This is a genomic window from Natronosalvus amylolyticus (assembly GCF_024298845.1).
GTDB lineage: Archaea > Halobacteriota > Halobacteria > Halobacteriales > Natrialbaceae > Natronosalvus > Natronosalvus amylolyticus.
The window spans coordinates 1,931,159-1,944,279 of sequence record NZ_CP101156.1 but is presented as its reverse complement, the minus strand read 5'-3'; the positions used below and the strand labels follow the sequence as shown (position 1 = coordinate 1,944,279).

At 60.6% G+C, this 13,121-nt stretch carries 15 protein-coding genes and 1 tRNA gene; 13 read left to right on the top strand and 3 right to left on the bottom strand.

The genetic code is table 11. The annotated features are described in order from the left end of the window. The first annotated feature begins 73 nt into the window (after window positions 1–73). On the top strand, window positions 74–3,007 hold the full coding sequence (locus tag NLK60_RS09215; RefSeq protein WP_254807508.1) for a bacterio-opsin activator domain-containing protein: 2,934 nt from the start codon (window positions 74–76) through the stop codon (window positions 3,005–3,007). A 109-nt stretch (window positions 3,008–3,116) separates the two neighbouring features. Then, window positions 3,117–3,260: a rubrerythrin-like domain-containing protein gene (locus tag NLK60_RS09210; protein WP_254807507.1), complete on the top strand. Its 144-nt coding sequence runs from the start codon at window positions 3,117–3,119 to the stop codon at window positions 3,258–3,260. A 163-nt stretch (window positions 3,261–3,423) separates the two neighbouring features. Here the strand turns inward: NLK60_RS09210 and NLK60_RS09205 are convergent, their stop codons facing one another. Next, on the bottom strand, window positions 3,424–4,347 hold the full coding sequence (locus NLK60_RS09205; protein ID WP_254807506.1) for a cation diffusion facilitator family transporter: 924 nt from the start codon (window positions 4,345–4,347) through the stop codon (window positions 3,424–3,426). A gap of 124 nt (window positions 4,348–4,471) precedes the next feature. Beyond that, on the bottom strand, window positions 4,472–4,681 hold the full coding sequence (locus NLK60_RS09200) for a hypothetical protein (protein ID WP_254807505.1): 210 nt from the start codon (window positions 4,679–4,681) through the stop codon (window positions 4,472–4,474). 343 nt (window positions 4,682–5,024) lie between these two features. Here NLK60_RS09200 and NLK60_RS09195 point away from each other — a divergent pair, with 343 nt between their 5' ends. From NLK60_RS09195 to citZ, 7 genes are all read left to right on the top strand, one after another. Then, on the top strand, window positions 5,025–5,420 hold the full coding sequence (locus NLK60_RS09195; protein WP_254807504.1) for a CrcB family protein: 396 nt from the start codon (window positions 5,025–5,027) through the stop codon (window positions 5,418–5,420). Window positions 5,421–5,425: 5 nt separating this feature from the next. Beyond that, complete coding sequence (locus NLK60_RS09190; RefSeq protein WP_254810454.1) at window positions 5,426–5,824, top strand: fluoride efflux transporter FluC; 399 nt, start codon at window positions 5,426–5,428, stop codon at window positions 5,822–5,824. A gap of 209 nt (window positions 5,825–6,033) precedes the next feature. Next, window positions 6,034–6,168 carry a hypothetical protein gene (locus NLK60_RS19530; protein WP_256530369.1) on the top strand — a complete coding sequence of 45 codons (135 nt, stop codon included), beginning with the start codon at window positions 6,034–6,036 and terminating at the stop codon, window positions 6,166–6,168. 127 nt (window positions 6,169–6,295) lie between these two features. Further along, a complete protein-coding gene (locus NLK60_RS09185; RefSeq protein WP_254807503.1) occupies window positions 6,296–6,865 on the top strand; it encodes a magnesium transporter in 570 nt (189 codons plus the stop codon). Continuing rightward, window positions 6,865–7,446 carry a magnesium transporter gene (locus tag NLK60_RS09180; protein ID WP_254807502.1) on the top strand — a complete coding sequence of 194 codons (582 nt, stop codon included), beginning with the start codon at window positions 6,865–6,867 and terminating at the stop codon, window positions 7,444–7,446. The genes NLK60_RS09185 and NLK60_RS09180 overlap by 1 nt, the downstream gene beginning before the upstream one ends. Window positions 7,447–7,512: 66 nt before the next feature. After that, a complete protein-coding gene (locus NLK60_RS09175) occupies window positions 7,513–7,788 on the top strand; it encodes a DUF7536 family protein (protein ID WP_254807501.1) in 276 nt (91 codons plus the stop codon). A gap of 117 nt (window positions 7,789–7,905) precedes the next feature. Continuing rightward, window positions 7,906–9,054 (top strand): citrate synthase, encoded by a 1,149-nt coding sequence (gene citZ / locus NLK60_RS09170; RefSeq protein ID WP_254807500.1) that lies wholly within the window; start codon window positions 7,906–7,908, stop codon window positions 9,052–9,054. 75 nt (window positions 9,055–9,129) lie between these two features. Here citZ and NLK60_RS09165 read toward each other — a convergent pair whose 3' ends face one another. Beyond that, the gene (locus NLK60_RS09165; RefSeq protein WP_254807499.1) at window positions 9,130–10,539 is read right to left on the bottom strand and encodes an MATE family efflux transporter; all 1,410 of its coding nucleotides are present in this window, start codon (window positions 10,537–10,539) and stop codon (window positions 9,130–9,132) included. A 407-nt stretch (window positions 10,540–10,946) separates the two neighbouring features. On the opposite strand from NLK60_RS09165, the gene ilvA reads away from it, so the two are divergent. From ilvA to NLK60_RS09145, 4 genes are all read left to right on the top strand, one after another. Next, window positions 10,947–12,158: a threonine ammonia-lyase gene (gene ilvA, locus NLK60_RS09160; protein WP_254807498.1), complete on the top strand. Its 1,212-nt coding sequence runs from the start codon at window positions 10,947–10,949 to the stop codon at window positions 12,156–12,158. 164 nt (window positions 12,159–12,322) lie between these two features. Next, entirely contained in the window at window positions 12,323–12,703 is a 381-nt protein-coding gene (locus tag NLK60_RS09155) for a RidA family protein (RefSeq protein WP_254807497.1), read from the top strand. Window positions 12,704–12,707: 4 nt separating this feature from the next. Then, window positions 12,708–12,953 carry a DUF7981 family protein gene (locus NLK60_RS09150; RefSeq protein ID WP_254807496.1) on the top strand — a complete coding sequence of 82 codons (246 nt, stop codon included), beginning with the start codon at window positions 12,708–12,710 and terminating at the stop codon, window positions 12,951–12,953. Between the two features lie 49 nt (window positions 12,954–13,002). Then, a tRNA-Ser gene (locus NLK60_RS09145) sits at window positions 13,003–13,084 on the top strand. Window positions 13,085–13,121 lie beyond the last annotated feature (37 nt).

Below are 13,121 nucleotides of genomic sequence, written 5' to 3'. Positions count from 1 at the left end.
CGTTCGCCAGTGGCGATAAATCCTGCCAATCGACCACGAACGATTTAGTGGTCTGGGTCGCCAATGACGGACGATGGACGATGGATTCGGCACCGCGGCGGACGTCCGAAGTGGGAACGCCAGTGGACCGCTTTCCCTCGTCGGCGACGGTTCGTGGGCCGAAGCGATCGAAACGACGGTGAGCGAGACCGATTTCGACCTCGAGACACGTCGGGAAACGGCCGCGTCGGTACTCGATAGCGAGCGGGCCGGGAGTATCGTGTTCGAACCCACAGCGACGCCGGACGGCGCGGTCGCCTTCGCCGAGGCCGTTCGCGATCGATGGCCTGCCTGTCCGCTCATCTGTGTTCCGCGTGAGGGTGGCGAATCACTCGCCGGAGCAGTGCTTGCAGCGGGGGCGACCGGGTACGTCCCCTTCGATGAACGGGAGTCGCTGCTCGAGGGAGCACTCGACAGCGCGCTGGAAGCATCGCTCGATGTACCTTCCACGTCGACGGCCCGAAGGGAGGAGTCCCCGACACTCGACGCTGATGAACGCGCACCAATCGAGGCTGATGAATCACCGCCTCGAGAGGCGGATGTGTTACCAACCCACCGAGACCGTTCGCCGTACTTCGACGCTATCGAAAGCGGGCCCGAGTTCCTGTGGATTCTCGAGCGCGACGGCACGATAGTCGAGGCTAACGACACGGTTCGGACCGAACTCGAGGGGGCGAGCGACGCGAACGGACGCCCGTTTCCGGCGGCGAGTTGGTGGCCGGTGTCTGCCGGTCGACCGCTCGAGACTGCCGTCGAGGCGGCACTCGAGGGCGAATTTTCCAGCCAAGAGGTAACGCTCGAGGACGGTGACCGAACGCTCTCGCTTGCACTGTATCCGGTTTCGAACGGCGATGACGGGGTCGTCGTCGTGGGACGCGATATCAGCGAGCGGGTCTCGACGATTCGCGAACTGCGCCGATCAGAGGAGTTACACCGCGTGACCCTCGCCCATATGACGGATACGGTGTTGCTCACCGACGAGACGGGTGCGTTCACCTACGTCTGTCCGAACGTCCATTTCATCTTCGGCTACACGGCCGAGGAGATATACGAACTGGGTACAATCGATGCGCTGCTTGGTGAGGACCTCTACGATGAGGACGACCTCGCTCGCTCAGGCGTGTTGACCAACGTCGAATGTACAGCGACCGACCGGAGCGGCACGGAACACCATCTCCTTGTCAACATTCGAGAGGTCTCGATTCAGGACGGTCGAACGCTGTTTAGCTGCCGTGACGTAACGACCCGAAAGCAACGCGAGCAGGCGTTGACGTCGCTTCAGGAGACGGCACAGGCGTTGTTGTACGCCGAAACGCGACACGAGGTTGCCACGCGGGTTGTCGACGATGCCGGCCCCGTGTTAGATCTGCCTAGCGCGGCGATGTATCTGTTTGATGCGGACGAAAACGTACTTCGGCCGAGTGCGTTCACGGGACACCGCGAGGGCCCGGACCGGGGGAAACCGGAAGCCACCTGGCCGGGTGCTGACGATGTCGTTGCCACGTCGTTCGTCGAGGACGAACACTTCGTCATCGAGAACTTCGAGGGGAACGCATCACCGATGGACCGGCTCGAGTCTGGTGTCGTAATCCCGTTGGGCGACCACGGCGTCTTCGTCGCCGGAACCACACGTGAGGAGTCGATCGATACGGTGACGAGCGAAGTGGCAAATTTACTCGCCGCAACGGCAGAAGCGGCTCTCGACCGGGTCGAACGGGACATGGCGCTTCGTGAACGTGATCGGGAACTCAACGAGCAAAATCAGCGATTGAGTGCCCTCAACCGAATCAACGAAATCATCCGTGAAATCGGCCAGGAACTCGTGCAGGCGGAAACGCGAAGCGCTATCGAGGAAGCCGTCTGTGCTCGACTCACGGCTGACGACCGGTTTGCCTTCGCCTGGATCGGTTCACGTGATCGTCACACTGGTTCGCTCACGCCGCGGGCGTGGGCCGGCGACGACGAGACATATCTCGACGCTCTCGAGACGGAGTCGATAACGACCGAACCCGGTCAGCGGACGCTCGAGACCGGTGAACCCACCGTCGTCGAGAACGTTGCCGACGATTTACGGGCCGATCCCTGGCGTTCTGTCGCACTCACACGCGGGTTCCAGTCGGTCGTCAGCGTCCCGCTCGCGTACGACGAGTTCGGCTACGGTGCACTGACCGTCTACGGGACGCAGGCGGGGGCGGTCGACGAGACGGCTCAGGCCGTCTTGCGAGAACTGGGTGAGATGATCGCCTCGGCGATCGGGTCGGTCGAACGGACCCACGCCTTACTCGGCGGTCGGGCCGTCGAACTGACCTACGAGAGCGAGACGGCGAGTACGACTGTTGGTCGACTCGCCCGAACCCTCGAGTGTCAACTCGACCTCGAGGGCGGCGTACAGCGGTTGGATTCGGGGGTACTGGCGTTTATTACGGTAACGGGGTGTGCGGCCCACCGGGTCGTCGAACAGGCCTCGACGCTGGTGAGCGTAGCGTCCGCTCAGGTCGTCAGTGCAACCGAAGACGGTGGGTTGGTTCGACTCACACTCGTCGACCCGCTGCTGGTTACCCGTCTCGCAGAACACGGTGCGGTGATCACGGCGTTGACGGCGACACCGTCCGGGACGACCTTGTCGATTGAAATCCCTTCGACCGTTGAAACGGCCTCTGTCGACGACCTCGTTCGAACCGTCTACTCCGATGCGACCCTCGTCGCCCGCAGAGAGCGAGGGGGTGCCCCGACGACCGGCGACCGACTGGAATCGGAAGTGCGAAACTCGCTCACTGACCGGCAACTCGAGGTTGTGCGAACGGCTTATCATGCCGGTTTTTTCGAAACTCCGCGAACCAACTCCGGCGCAGAGGTTGCGTCAACCCTCGATATTTCCCCGACGGCGTTTTCCAAGCACGTTCGTGCCGTCGAGCGCACACTGTTTTCGGTACTCTTCGACGAGGCACACCCTCGGAGGGTTGAATAATAAACCCTCTTCTGTGTGGGTTGGTGTATTATTGAACCGCACTACCCATCCCGCTACGCAAATATTGGTACGATATAGCCCCTCCTCCAGAGGAGGCGCCCTCGTGATTATGAAGGACGCACCATACAACCCTGAGGACGAATCGGCATACGAGTGCCTCGAATGCGGTCGAACGGTTCGATCGCGAACGAACCCCGGTAGCTGTCCCGTCTGTGACGTGGCCTACCGAAATACGGCGATGCCAATCGAGTAACGGGTATCGCGACTGTAGCCACCGTCGTTCCGGTCACCACACTGATCGCCGTTCGCGACTCGAGTTCAAACTGGGCTTTTTCGGTATAACGTCTGTTGGCATCTCACCCGTCAGCGGTTGTGCCGATTCGTCGCTGACCGGTACACGGGCACAACGATCACCGTCACGTATCGACGGAGTCTTTCCACTCGCCGATTCCAGACGGATCGAGGTGGACGTGTGCATCCCCGACGTCTTCCTGACGCCGGAGTTCGTCGACGAGGCTGGTCTCGAGGTCGTGGGCATCGCGAAGGGGCATTTCGCCGTCGACTTCGACGTGGACTTCGACCTCGAGGACGGTGCCTTCGTAGTAGACGGTGAGGTCGTGGATGCCTTCGACGCCGGGATGGTTTCGAAGGAGTGAAGCGATGGCTTCGCGCTTTTCTGGGGGCGGAGCGGCACCGACCAGATACGTCACGTTTTCTCGCCCGATCGAAACGCCCTGTGAGATGACGAGGAGACTCACCAACCCACCGGCAACGGCGTCCAGCGCCGAGACGCCGAAAAACACGCCAAGCACGCCGACTACGGCCGCCAGGGAGGTGTAAATATCGTTCAGGCAGTCGATCGCGAGTGCCTCGAGCGCGGTCGATCCGATCGTCTGGTTGACGGCATCGGTATACCGATAGACGAGGTACATATCGACGATCGCGAACGCGAGCGCTCCGAGCAAGATCGGACTGAAGGTGACCTCGGTACCAGCGAGCAGTCCTCGGGTCGATTCGTACAACAGCGTGAGGCCGAGCAAGGCGATGACGGCACCGACGAACAGCGCCGTCAGCGGTTCGATTCGGTCGTGGCCGTGTGGATGGGTGGCGTCGGGTTCGTCGTAACTGCTCGTTCCCCAGACGAGGACGACCACGCTGGCAACCAGGTCGGCGACGGAGTGAGCGGCGTCAGCGAGTAACGAAAAGGAGCCAAATGCCAGGCCTGCAGCGCCCTCGACGACGATTTTGGCGGTGTTTCCGAGGACGTTCACCCAGGCTGCTCGGCTGAAGGCAGCCTGCTGTGTGCCCGCCGATGCCTCGAGTGGCTCGCCCTCGATCATGGTTGGTTTAGATCCAGTCTAAACTTCAGTCTTTATACTCGAGGTGTCTACGGGAACAGACCCAGATCCACAAAAGACACCGGCGACAAGACCACGAAAGACCCCAGTTCGATTGTGACCGGATTCACTCGTCCGGGTCGGATATTCGGCGACAACAGGACTCCTGGTACTTGATCGCTGGATCGTTCCACGTGTCGGAGGCCGGCACCGCCGCTTCGGGACCGGTATACCATCGATTGCGGGATTGCTTCCTCGAGCGCTCTTGCTCGTCGGTATCGTCGGTGTTCGACAGTCTGTTCTGCACGGTTCGGACGAATTTCGTGAGCGTGTTCATCTGTGGGCTGTGAGTGAGATGGAATTTCGACGGCGCGTGAAGACGATAGGTCGAATATAGTAGCCATTGACACGATTCACACACCTATCCCGACGTCGTCTTGCGGTAGGGTGTGCAATGACTTTCACTGGCTACTATAGATGGATGTAACCATCGTATATAGCGGTTTTGCGGTTGTGTACGCCTTCGTGCAGTCGCCGTCAGGGTGACGAAGCCAAAACTATCATGCCGGTCCGTTTGTAACCGTGGTGTAACCGGGCGATGGGGCCCGCCCGACCCAACCGCCGGCATCGGTCCTCGAGTGGATAACCTGAATCCGGCTGACGGTCCCTGTTCGTCAGCCATGTCCACAGATACCGTCCTCGGTCGACTCGAGATGCTCGCCCTGATCGGCATCGGCGGATTCGCCGGGTCGAACCTCCGATATTTTACCCTCGGAGTCCTCCCCGAGGAGGTGGCACTGCTCGTCGTCAACGTCCTCGGAAGCACCGTCCTCGGATTTCTGGTCTACGAGGCGCAGTACACCGGTCTCGTCGACCGGAAATCGCGCCTCGTCTTCACCACCGGGTTTCTCTCCTCGTTGACGACCTACAGCGGCTTCGCGTTCCAGACGGCGACTGCCGGCGGCCCGCTAGCACTCGGCGGCATCGTCGTCGGGAACTACGCCCTCGGATTCGTCGGCGTCCTCGTTGGTCGGCAAATCGCTCGAGTTACCCGAAAGCGAGGTGACCGCTCGTGACGACGATGCTCGAATTCGAGACTGTGGCCGTGCTCGTCTGGCTCACACTCGAGGCCGAACCCGCACACCTGGTGGGAACGGGCGGTGCCATCGGAGCGATCTGTCGACATCTCGTCTATCAGCGACTCGCCTGGGAAGCGTTTCCGCTCGCAACGCTGACGGTCAACACCGTCGGGAGCTTCGTGTTCGCGTTGGTCGCGTTTGGGGATGCGGGTGCAAGTGCGTTCTACCTGATTGGAATCGGTGCCTGTGGTGCGTTCACGACGTTTTCATCGTTTTCGGTCGAAACTGTCCAGTTGTGGGAGCGCGGTCAGCGGCGACGGGCCGCGTTCAACGCCGGGATCAATCTCGTGAGCGCACTCGCCGGGATCGCGTTTGCCTGGCTTCTCGTGAACGGCTTCTAGAACCGATCTGCGCAAACAGTCAACTATGCAGCCTTTTCGGCCATCGAGGCGATTCACTGACAAAACCTGCCCGAAACTGTGGTGTGCTAAATTGTACCGTATTAGGGTGGAGAGGAAAACACCTATCAGATGCCACTGACCATATTGCACCAATGTTGCTTTCTCTGTCACAATATCGGATACGTCCGGTCGATTCAATCATTGGTTCGGTGCCAGCCAAATCACCCGTGAAGGCTCGAGAGCTGGGTCGCAGTCTCGAGGAACTGATTCTCGACCTGTTACAGGGCGAGTTCGCCGGAATTATCCGGTCACACGTCCGTGGTGAGGTCTATGGAGGCTGTTGAACGGACGCGCACTGGGAGGTCTGTACAGTCGACGACTGGGGGCTGTCTAGGACCACGGCCCGACTGCCTGAGGCCCTCGAGTGGTCGTCTAAATGACGGTGCCCGTCACCACGGGAGGTGAACGTCGATGACCATCAAAACCGAATTCTGGTCGATCTATCGACAGGCGCTGCCAGTCTTGCTTATCGCGCTTGGCGGCGGGCTCTTCGCTGGGCTCGTCCTCGAGGGACTGGTGGAAAGTGTCCAGCGATTCCCCGGATTGCTCGTGATGGTTCCCGTGTTTCTGGCGACTCGAGGGAACGTCTACGGTGCACTCGGCGGGCGCATCGCGAGCGGGCTCCACCAGGGGCTGATCGAACCACGATTCCAACGCGACGAGCGCCTGATAAACGCCGTTCTTGCCTCGTTCATCAACGGTATTGGCATCTCGGTTGTCATCGCTTTCGTAACCTGGGGCGCCCTCGCTCTCATCGGCTGGCCGGCCGCCGAGTGGTACGAGTTCCTCGCGATTATGCTCATCTCCGGGGTGCTCACGTCGGTCGTCCTGATATTCGGCCTGCTCGCGATCATCTTCGCCGGCTACAAGTACGGTTACGACCCCGACAACCTCGTCGGCCCCATCGTCACCACGCTGGGTGACATCTTCGGCATGCTGTTCCTGTTGCTGGCCGTCGGCCTCGTGGAGGTGCTCGTCTGATGATCGGTGGAAGCCCCAGCGGCTCGCTCGGGACGTGGGACACCAAAGCCATCGTCTCGAATATGTTCCCACTGTTGATCGTCCTCTCGATTATCGTCCTCGCTGCGGGCATCACCCTCGAGAACGCCGAGGAGATGCTCGAGCAGTACGGCATTCTGGCGATAATGGTTCCGACGATGGTCGACATGGGTGGCAACCTCGGCGCGATATTGAGTTCCCGTCTCTCGAGTCGCCTCCACCTGGGGACGACCTCGTTCGACCTGCGTGATACGGAACTCATTGGGAACGTTCTCGCTATTCTGGCGCTTGCGGCGACCATTTTCACTGCGCTCGCCATCGGAGCGTGGCTGCTCGGGTCCCTGATCGGAAGTACGCTCGCGCTTACGACGCTGTTGACGATTTCGCTGGTCAGCGGCATGTCTGTCGCTCTCATTGCAATCGTCTTCAGTTTCGCTACCACCTACGCCTCGTACCATCTCGGTATCGATCCCGACGATACGACGATCCCGATCGTCACTAACGTCGTCGACGTGTTCGGCATGATCATCTTCATCAGCGTCTCCTACGTCGTCGTCTTCTAGACGTCTGGTGGTCCCTCTTCGACCGGGTCCGACGCGATTTAGTGCCTCGAGATGCTAGTTACACTCGTGTCTTCCACTGCTGACCGTCCCGACCGGCCACCGACGGCCCGACTGTTCGAGGCGCTACGGGTCAAGCGAAACGCGGCTATCTCGCTCGTCATCGGAGTCGGTTTCACGGTCGTCGTATTCCTGTTTTTCGTCGTGATTCCAGGCTCAAGTCAGACGAACTATTTACTCGCACTCGGGTTCGTTCTCGCAGCGACGACCGCCGGTAGCGTGCTGATTGTCCTCACCGTTTATCGGACGATACAGCTCTCGAGAGAACTCGAAGATATCGAATAGCGCGTTGGTTTCTGCCCACTCGGCCGTTCGTTCTACGGGATTGCTTCCCGAAACATGTTCGTCGCTGTCAACGACCAAACGGCAATACTTTTCCAGTCCCCCACAAAAGTTCTCGCTATGGCTGACGACCTCAAGAAAGGGCTCGAGGGTGTTTTAGTCGCTGAATCAGAACTCAGCTCGATCGACGGTGATGTCGGTCGGCTGATCTATCGCGGCTACCCGATCGAAACGCTGGCCGAGGGGGCAAGCTACGAGGAAGTACTGTATCTGCTCTGGCATGGCCACCTGCCCGATGAACGCGAACTGTCGTCGTTCACCGAGGCGATGGTTGCCGAACGAGAGGTCGACGACGCGATTCTCGAGACGGTTCGTCGTCTCGCAGAAGCCGATGAGGAGCCGATGGCGGCGCTTCGAACAGCGACCTCGATGCTCTCTGCGACCGAACCCGAGGGCGATGCCCATGCCGAAGATCTGGACGCTTCGCTCCGGAAGGGACGGCGTATCACCGCGAAAATCCCGACCGTACTGGCGGCGTTCGAGCGATACCGGCAGGGCGATGAGCCGGTCGACCCGGACCCAGAACTCGGACTGGCAGCGAACTTCCTGTATATGTTCACGGGGACCGAACCCGACGAGGTCGCCGCCGAGACCTTCGATCAGGCACTTATCCTCCACGCCGATCACGGATTGAACGCCTCGACGTTTACGTCGATGGTCATCGCTTCGACCATGGCCGACGTGTACAGTGCGATCACCGGTGGTATCGGCGCGCTCTCCGGACCGCTGCACGGTGGGGCAAATCAGGACGTCATGGAGGTCCTTATCGAAATCGACGAGAGCGACCTCGACCCCCGCGACTGGGTCGAACAGGCGACCGACGAAGGCCGACGCATTCCCGGCTTCGGCCACCGCGTCTACAACGTGAAGGATCCTCGCGCACACATCCTCCAGCAGCGTAGTGAGGAACTCGCCGCAAGCGGCGACGCCAAGTGGTACGAAATTACGACGACCATCGAGCGCTACCTCACCGAGGAGAAAGGTCTCGTCGACAAAGGCATCGCCCCGAACGTCGACTTTTACTCGGGTTCAGTGTACTACCAGCTCGGTATTCCGATCGACATGTACACCCCAATCTTCGCGATGAGCCGTGCCGGCGGCTGGATTGCCCACGTGCTCGAATATCAGAACGAAAACCGTCTCATACGGCCACGCGCCCGTTATACCGGTCCCGAAAGCCAGGAGTTCGTTCCGCTCGAAGAGCGGTAGACTGAATCATCGATGTCGCTCGTTTTTCGATGCGAACGTTCGTTCCCAGGCTGATTGCCCGTCTCATAGGGACTATCAGTCGTCCGAGACGCTCCCGCGTTCGGCCATCATTCGCGCTGCTTTGCCGGCCCAATCACTCGAGTGGTAGCCCCAGGCGACGACCAGCAGGGCCCAGAGATAATAGAGGAAGATCCCGGCGGCGACGCCGACGACGCCGTACCCGAGTTGGATGGCGGCAATGTAGGAGAAACAGAGATACCACAGAAAGAGGCCGCTCGCTCGAGCGAGAAACGGGATCGTGGTTTCACTGGCTCCCTGTAGCGAGCCGGCGATGGCGATGTAAACGACCAGCAGGGGTGCACTGATCCCGTACACCTGAGCGAACGTAACCGCATGGTCGGCCGTCTTCGGATCGCTCGTAAAAACCGAGACGAACGTTTCGGCGAAGATGGCGAGGAGGATGCCGATCACGCCGACAGTGGCCAGCCCAAGCCCGGCGATGGCCCACCCGTTGAAGCGCGCTTCTGCTGGGTCTCCCTCGCCGAGGTACTGGCCGACCACGATGCTCGCCGCGACGTTGTAGCCGCGTGAGAGAGGGCTCGAGAACTGCTGGTAGACGCGACGACCGATCTGGTAGGCTGCGTTGGCTTCCGTACTGATCATGAGCAAGATGGAGTTGAACGGGAACTCGATGGCCGTCGCGACCATCCCCTCGGCGACCCGCGGTGCACTCACGGTGAGCAACTGACGGGCGATTACGGGATCTGTCGGCCGGACGAACCCGGCTTCACGCCACGGGCCGGCGATCACGACACAGAGCGCCAGTGCGGTAAACACGTTTGCGACCGCGGTTGCAAGACCGACGCCGACCACCTCGAGGCGGGGGGCACCGAACAGGCCGAGGCCGAGCACGACCGATCCACTCACGTTGAGCAGGTTTGCGATGACGTTGACGACCATTGGGGAGACGGTGTCGCCGGTTCCCTGGAGCGCTCGACCGGCGATTATCGAGACGTGTCGGGCGGGGGCCGTCGCCATAATAATCGCCAGATAGATTGCGCCGTAGGTGACCACGTCTGCTTCGGCGCCGAGCACTTCGATGGCGAGTTCGCTCAGCAGGAAGCCAAAGATGACGAACGGAATCCCGGCAACGGCACCGAGCAGGACTGCCTGGGTAATCGCCTCGTCTCGCGTGTCCGTGGCTCCGCTCCCGGTGTCCTGACTCGAGAGAGCAATCGCGCCACCACCGAGTCCCAGGCCGATTCGCAGCGGGAGTCTGGCATACAAGTCTGCGAGCCCAATCGCGGCGATTGCCGCCGGCGAAAGCAGCCCCGTGACGATGATGTCGACGGTCCGCATGAGCGTCCGGGTCGTCTGCTCGGCCATGATCGGCCAGGCGAGGGCCAATACGCGGATCCAGACGGCACGGACGCGCTCGTGAAGCGACTGGTCGCTTTTGTTTCCAGCGGTGTCGCGTCCGGCCATACGTTCGCCTTGGTGGGCACTGCTTAGGGTCTATCGACTCGAGACGTTCTCGATTGAGCACTCGAGTCCAGTCTGCAGGCCGTATCGTTGATACTGTGGAACACAAATTTGCCAAACACACTGAATATGGCTATGTCACTCACACTCGAATGACGACCGTCTGCTGACCGTCAGACAACAGTTTCACCTCGCTTCCTGCTTGCGGTTACACTTCCACCGCGCAGGGATGAGTTTTATATACCTCCCGGTCCCGTATACAGGTGCACGTCACACGCCGTGCACACCTGTATTCCCTTCGTGCTGTCTGCGCCCGACAGCACGTTTTCCAACCGCTCTCGAGCGACGTGTGCCCGTTTCTCCGACCACCGATCAACAGTATTTACAATACTTGCCGAGTAGTCGCGGTCATGCTCGACCGTACTGCCATCCTCGAGGCTGCTGAACGGGTGCGTGAAACCTCCCGTCATACGCCGCTTTCGTACTCCTATACCTACTCAGATATGACCGGTGCTGAGGTGCACCTGAAACTCGAGAACTTCCAGCGCACCGGCGCGTTCAAAATACGGGGGGCGACCAACCGCATTCAGACGCTTTCGCCCGACGAACAGGCCGCCGGTGTCGTCACCGCGAGCGCTGGTAACCACGCCCAGGGCGTTGCGCTCGCGGCCACCCGCGCCGACGTGGATTCGAAGATCGTGATGCCCGAGAACGCTCCGATTTCCAAGGTCAAAGCCACTCAGAGCTACGGGGCCGAGGTCGTCCTCTCGGGGGCGGATTACGACGAGGCGGCCGAACGCGCTCACGAGATCGAACGCGAAGAGGGCCGGACGTACGTCCATGCCTTCGACGACGAGTTCGTGATGGCCGGTCAGGGAACCATCGGCCTCGAGATACTCGAGGACTGTCCCGACGTCGACACCGTCGTCGTTCCGATCGGCGGTGGCGGGTTAATTTCGGGAATCGCGACAGCCATCAAGACCGAAAAGCCGGATGTCAGAATCATCGGTGTCCAGTCGGCCGGTGCCTCCAGCGTCGCCAGTTCGCTCGAGAAAGGGGAAGTCGTTTCGCTGGATGGAGTCGACACCATCGCCGACGGTATCGCGACCCGGAGCGTCGGCGAGAAAACGTTCCCGATCATCCAGGAGCGGGTCGACGAGGTCGTCACCGTCACCGACGAACAGATCGCCATGGCCGTCGTCCACTTGCTCGAGCGTTCCAAAACTGTCGTCGAAGGCGCCGGTGCCGTTGCCCTTGCCGCGCTCCTGTTCGACCGCTTCGAGTACGAACCCGGTGAGGTGATCGTCCCGGCGCTGTGTGGCGGCAACATCGATCTGAACATGTTGACGACCGTCATCGTCCGTGGCCTGGTCGAAACCGGACGCTATCTGAAGATCAAAACTGTGCTCAAGGACCGACCCGGCGCGCTCGAGGATCTGTTGGCAATTCTCTCGGGCCACCGCGCGAACATTTACGCAATCCAGCACGACCGCACCTCGAGGGATATCGGCATGAGCGACACCGAGGTCGAAATCGATCTCGAGACCCGTGGCCACGACCACGTCGAAGCGTTGCTCGAGGCACTCGAGTCCGAAGGCTACGCCGTCGAAGTGCTGATTTGATTCGGATTGTGCGATTTTGGTATCATACCCATAGTTAATGCTATGGGTAACGAAGTAAGGCGGCCTCGGATTCTGCAGGGATAGTTACGTTCAACACACGCCACTCGAGGGTCACTCGAGCGATTTCGTCGGTGTTTAAGTTACCCTGGCGAGACGATTTCGACATGAAACGAATCATCAGCACGGACGATGCACCGGCCGCCGTTGGCGCGTACAGCCAGGGAACCACCGACGACTCGCTGGTGTTTACCGCGGGACAGATTCCACTGACTCCCGACGGAGAGTTGCTCGACGACGAGCCAATCGACGTCCAGACCGAACAGTCACTGGACAACGTCACGGCCGTTCTGGAGGAGGCCGGCGCGAGTATGGACGACGTCCTCAAGGTGACTGTTCTGCTCGCCGACATCGAGGATTTCGAGGCGATGAACGAGGTGTACGCAGGATACTTTGACGACGAACCACCGGCCCGTAGCGCCTTCGAGGTTGCTCGACTCCCGAAAGGTGTCGGTATCGAAATCGAAGCGATCGCCAGCCTCGAGTAAGGCCGTGGAGCCGCGACAGAAATCCGCCGTGCTGTGGGGTGCCGTCGGTTTCATGACCTTCCTGGTGCTCGTACAGGGGTACGCCCTGTTTCGGGAGCCGCTGGTCTCAATCATGCAGGGGTTCGCTATCGCTGTCGCCGTGGCTGTCGGGACGGCCGCGCTGGCCTACGCTCTCGAGCATCGGGTGGCTGCGTGGTCAGCAAAGCGGGCTGTGAGAACGGGTGCAGACGCCGAGTCGGACGATGAGTGACGGGCCGATACGTAACAGTTAAACGACCGACCCGGCTATGCTCGAGTGAGCCAGGATGGCCGAACGGTAAGGCGCACGCCTGGAAAGCGTGTTCCCTTTCGGGATTCAGGGTTCAAATCCCTGTCCTGGCGTTTTCCGACACAACACTCGTGTGCAGTGTGTAGCCTC

Excerpts from the sequence above, each read along its gene's own strand:
- NLK60_RS09185 (WP_254807503.1), top strand. The coding sequence starts at position 6,296 with ATGACCATCAAAACCGAATTCTGGTCGATCTATCGACAGGCGCTGCCA.
- NLK60_RS09165 (WP_254807499.1), bottom strand. The coding sequence starts at position 10,539 with ATGGCCGGACGCGACACCGCTGGAAACAAAAGCGACCAGTCGCTTCAC.
- NLK60_RS09210 (WP_254807507.1), top strand. The coding sequence starts at position 3,117 with ATGAAGGACGCACCATACAACCCTGAGGACGAATCGGCATACGAGTGC.
- NLK60_RS09200 (WP_254807505.1), bottom strand. The coding sequence starts at position 4,681 with ATGAACACGCTCACGAAATTCGTCCGAACCGTGCAGAACAGACTGTCG.
- ilvA (WP_254807498.1), top strand. The coding sequence starts at position 10,947 with ATGCTCGACCGTACTGCCATCCTCGAGGCTGCTGAACGGGTGCGTGAA.
- citZ (WP_254807500.1), top strand. The coding sequence starts at position 7,906 with ATGGCTGACGACCTCAAGAAAGGGCTCGAGGGTGTTTTAGTCGCTGAA.
- NLK60_RS09195 (WP_254807504.1), top strand. The coding sequence starts at position 5,025 with ATGTCCACAGATACCGTCCTCGGTCGACTCGAGATGCTCGCCCTGATC.
- NLK60_RS09190 (WP_254810454.1), top strand. The coding sequence starts at position 5,426 with ATGCTCGAATTCGAGACTGTGGCCGTGCTCGTCTGGCTCACACTCGAG.
- NLK60_RS09215 (WP_254807508.1), top strand. The coding sequence starts at position 74 with ATGGACGATGGATTCGGCACCGCGGCGGACGTCCGAAGTGGGAACGCC.
- NLK60_RS09205 (WP_254807506.1), bottom strand. The coding sequence starts at position 4,347 with ATGATCGAGGGCGAGCCACTCGAGGCATCGGCGGGCACACAGCAGGCT.
- NLK60_RS09155 (WP_254807497.1), top strand. The coding sequence starts at position 12,323 with ATGAAACGAATCATCAGCACGGACGATGCACCGGCCGCCGTTGGCGCG.
- NLK60_RS09180 (WP_254807502.1), top strand. The coding sequence starts at position 6,865 with ATGATCGGTGGAAGCCCCAGCGGCTCGCTCGGGACGTGGGACACCAAA.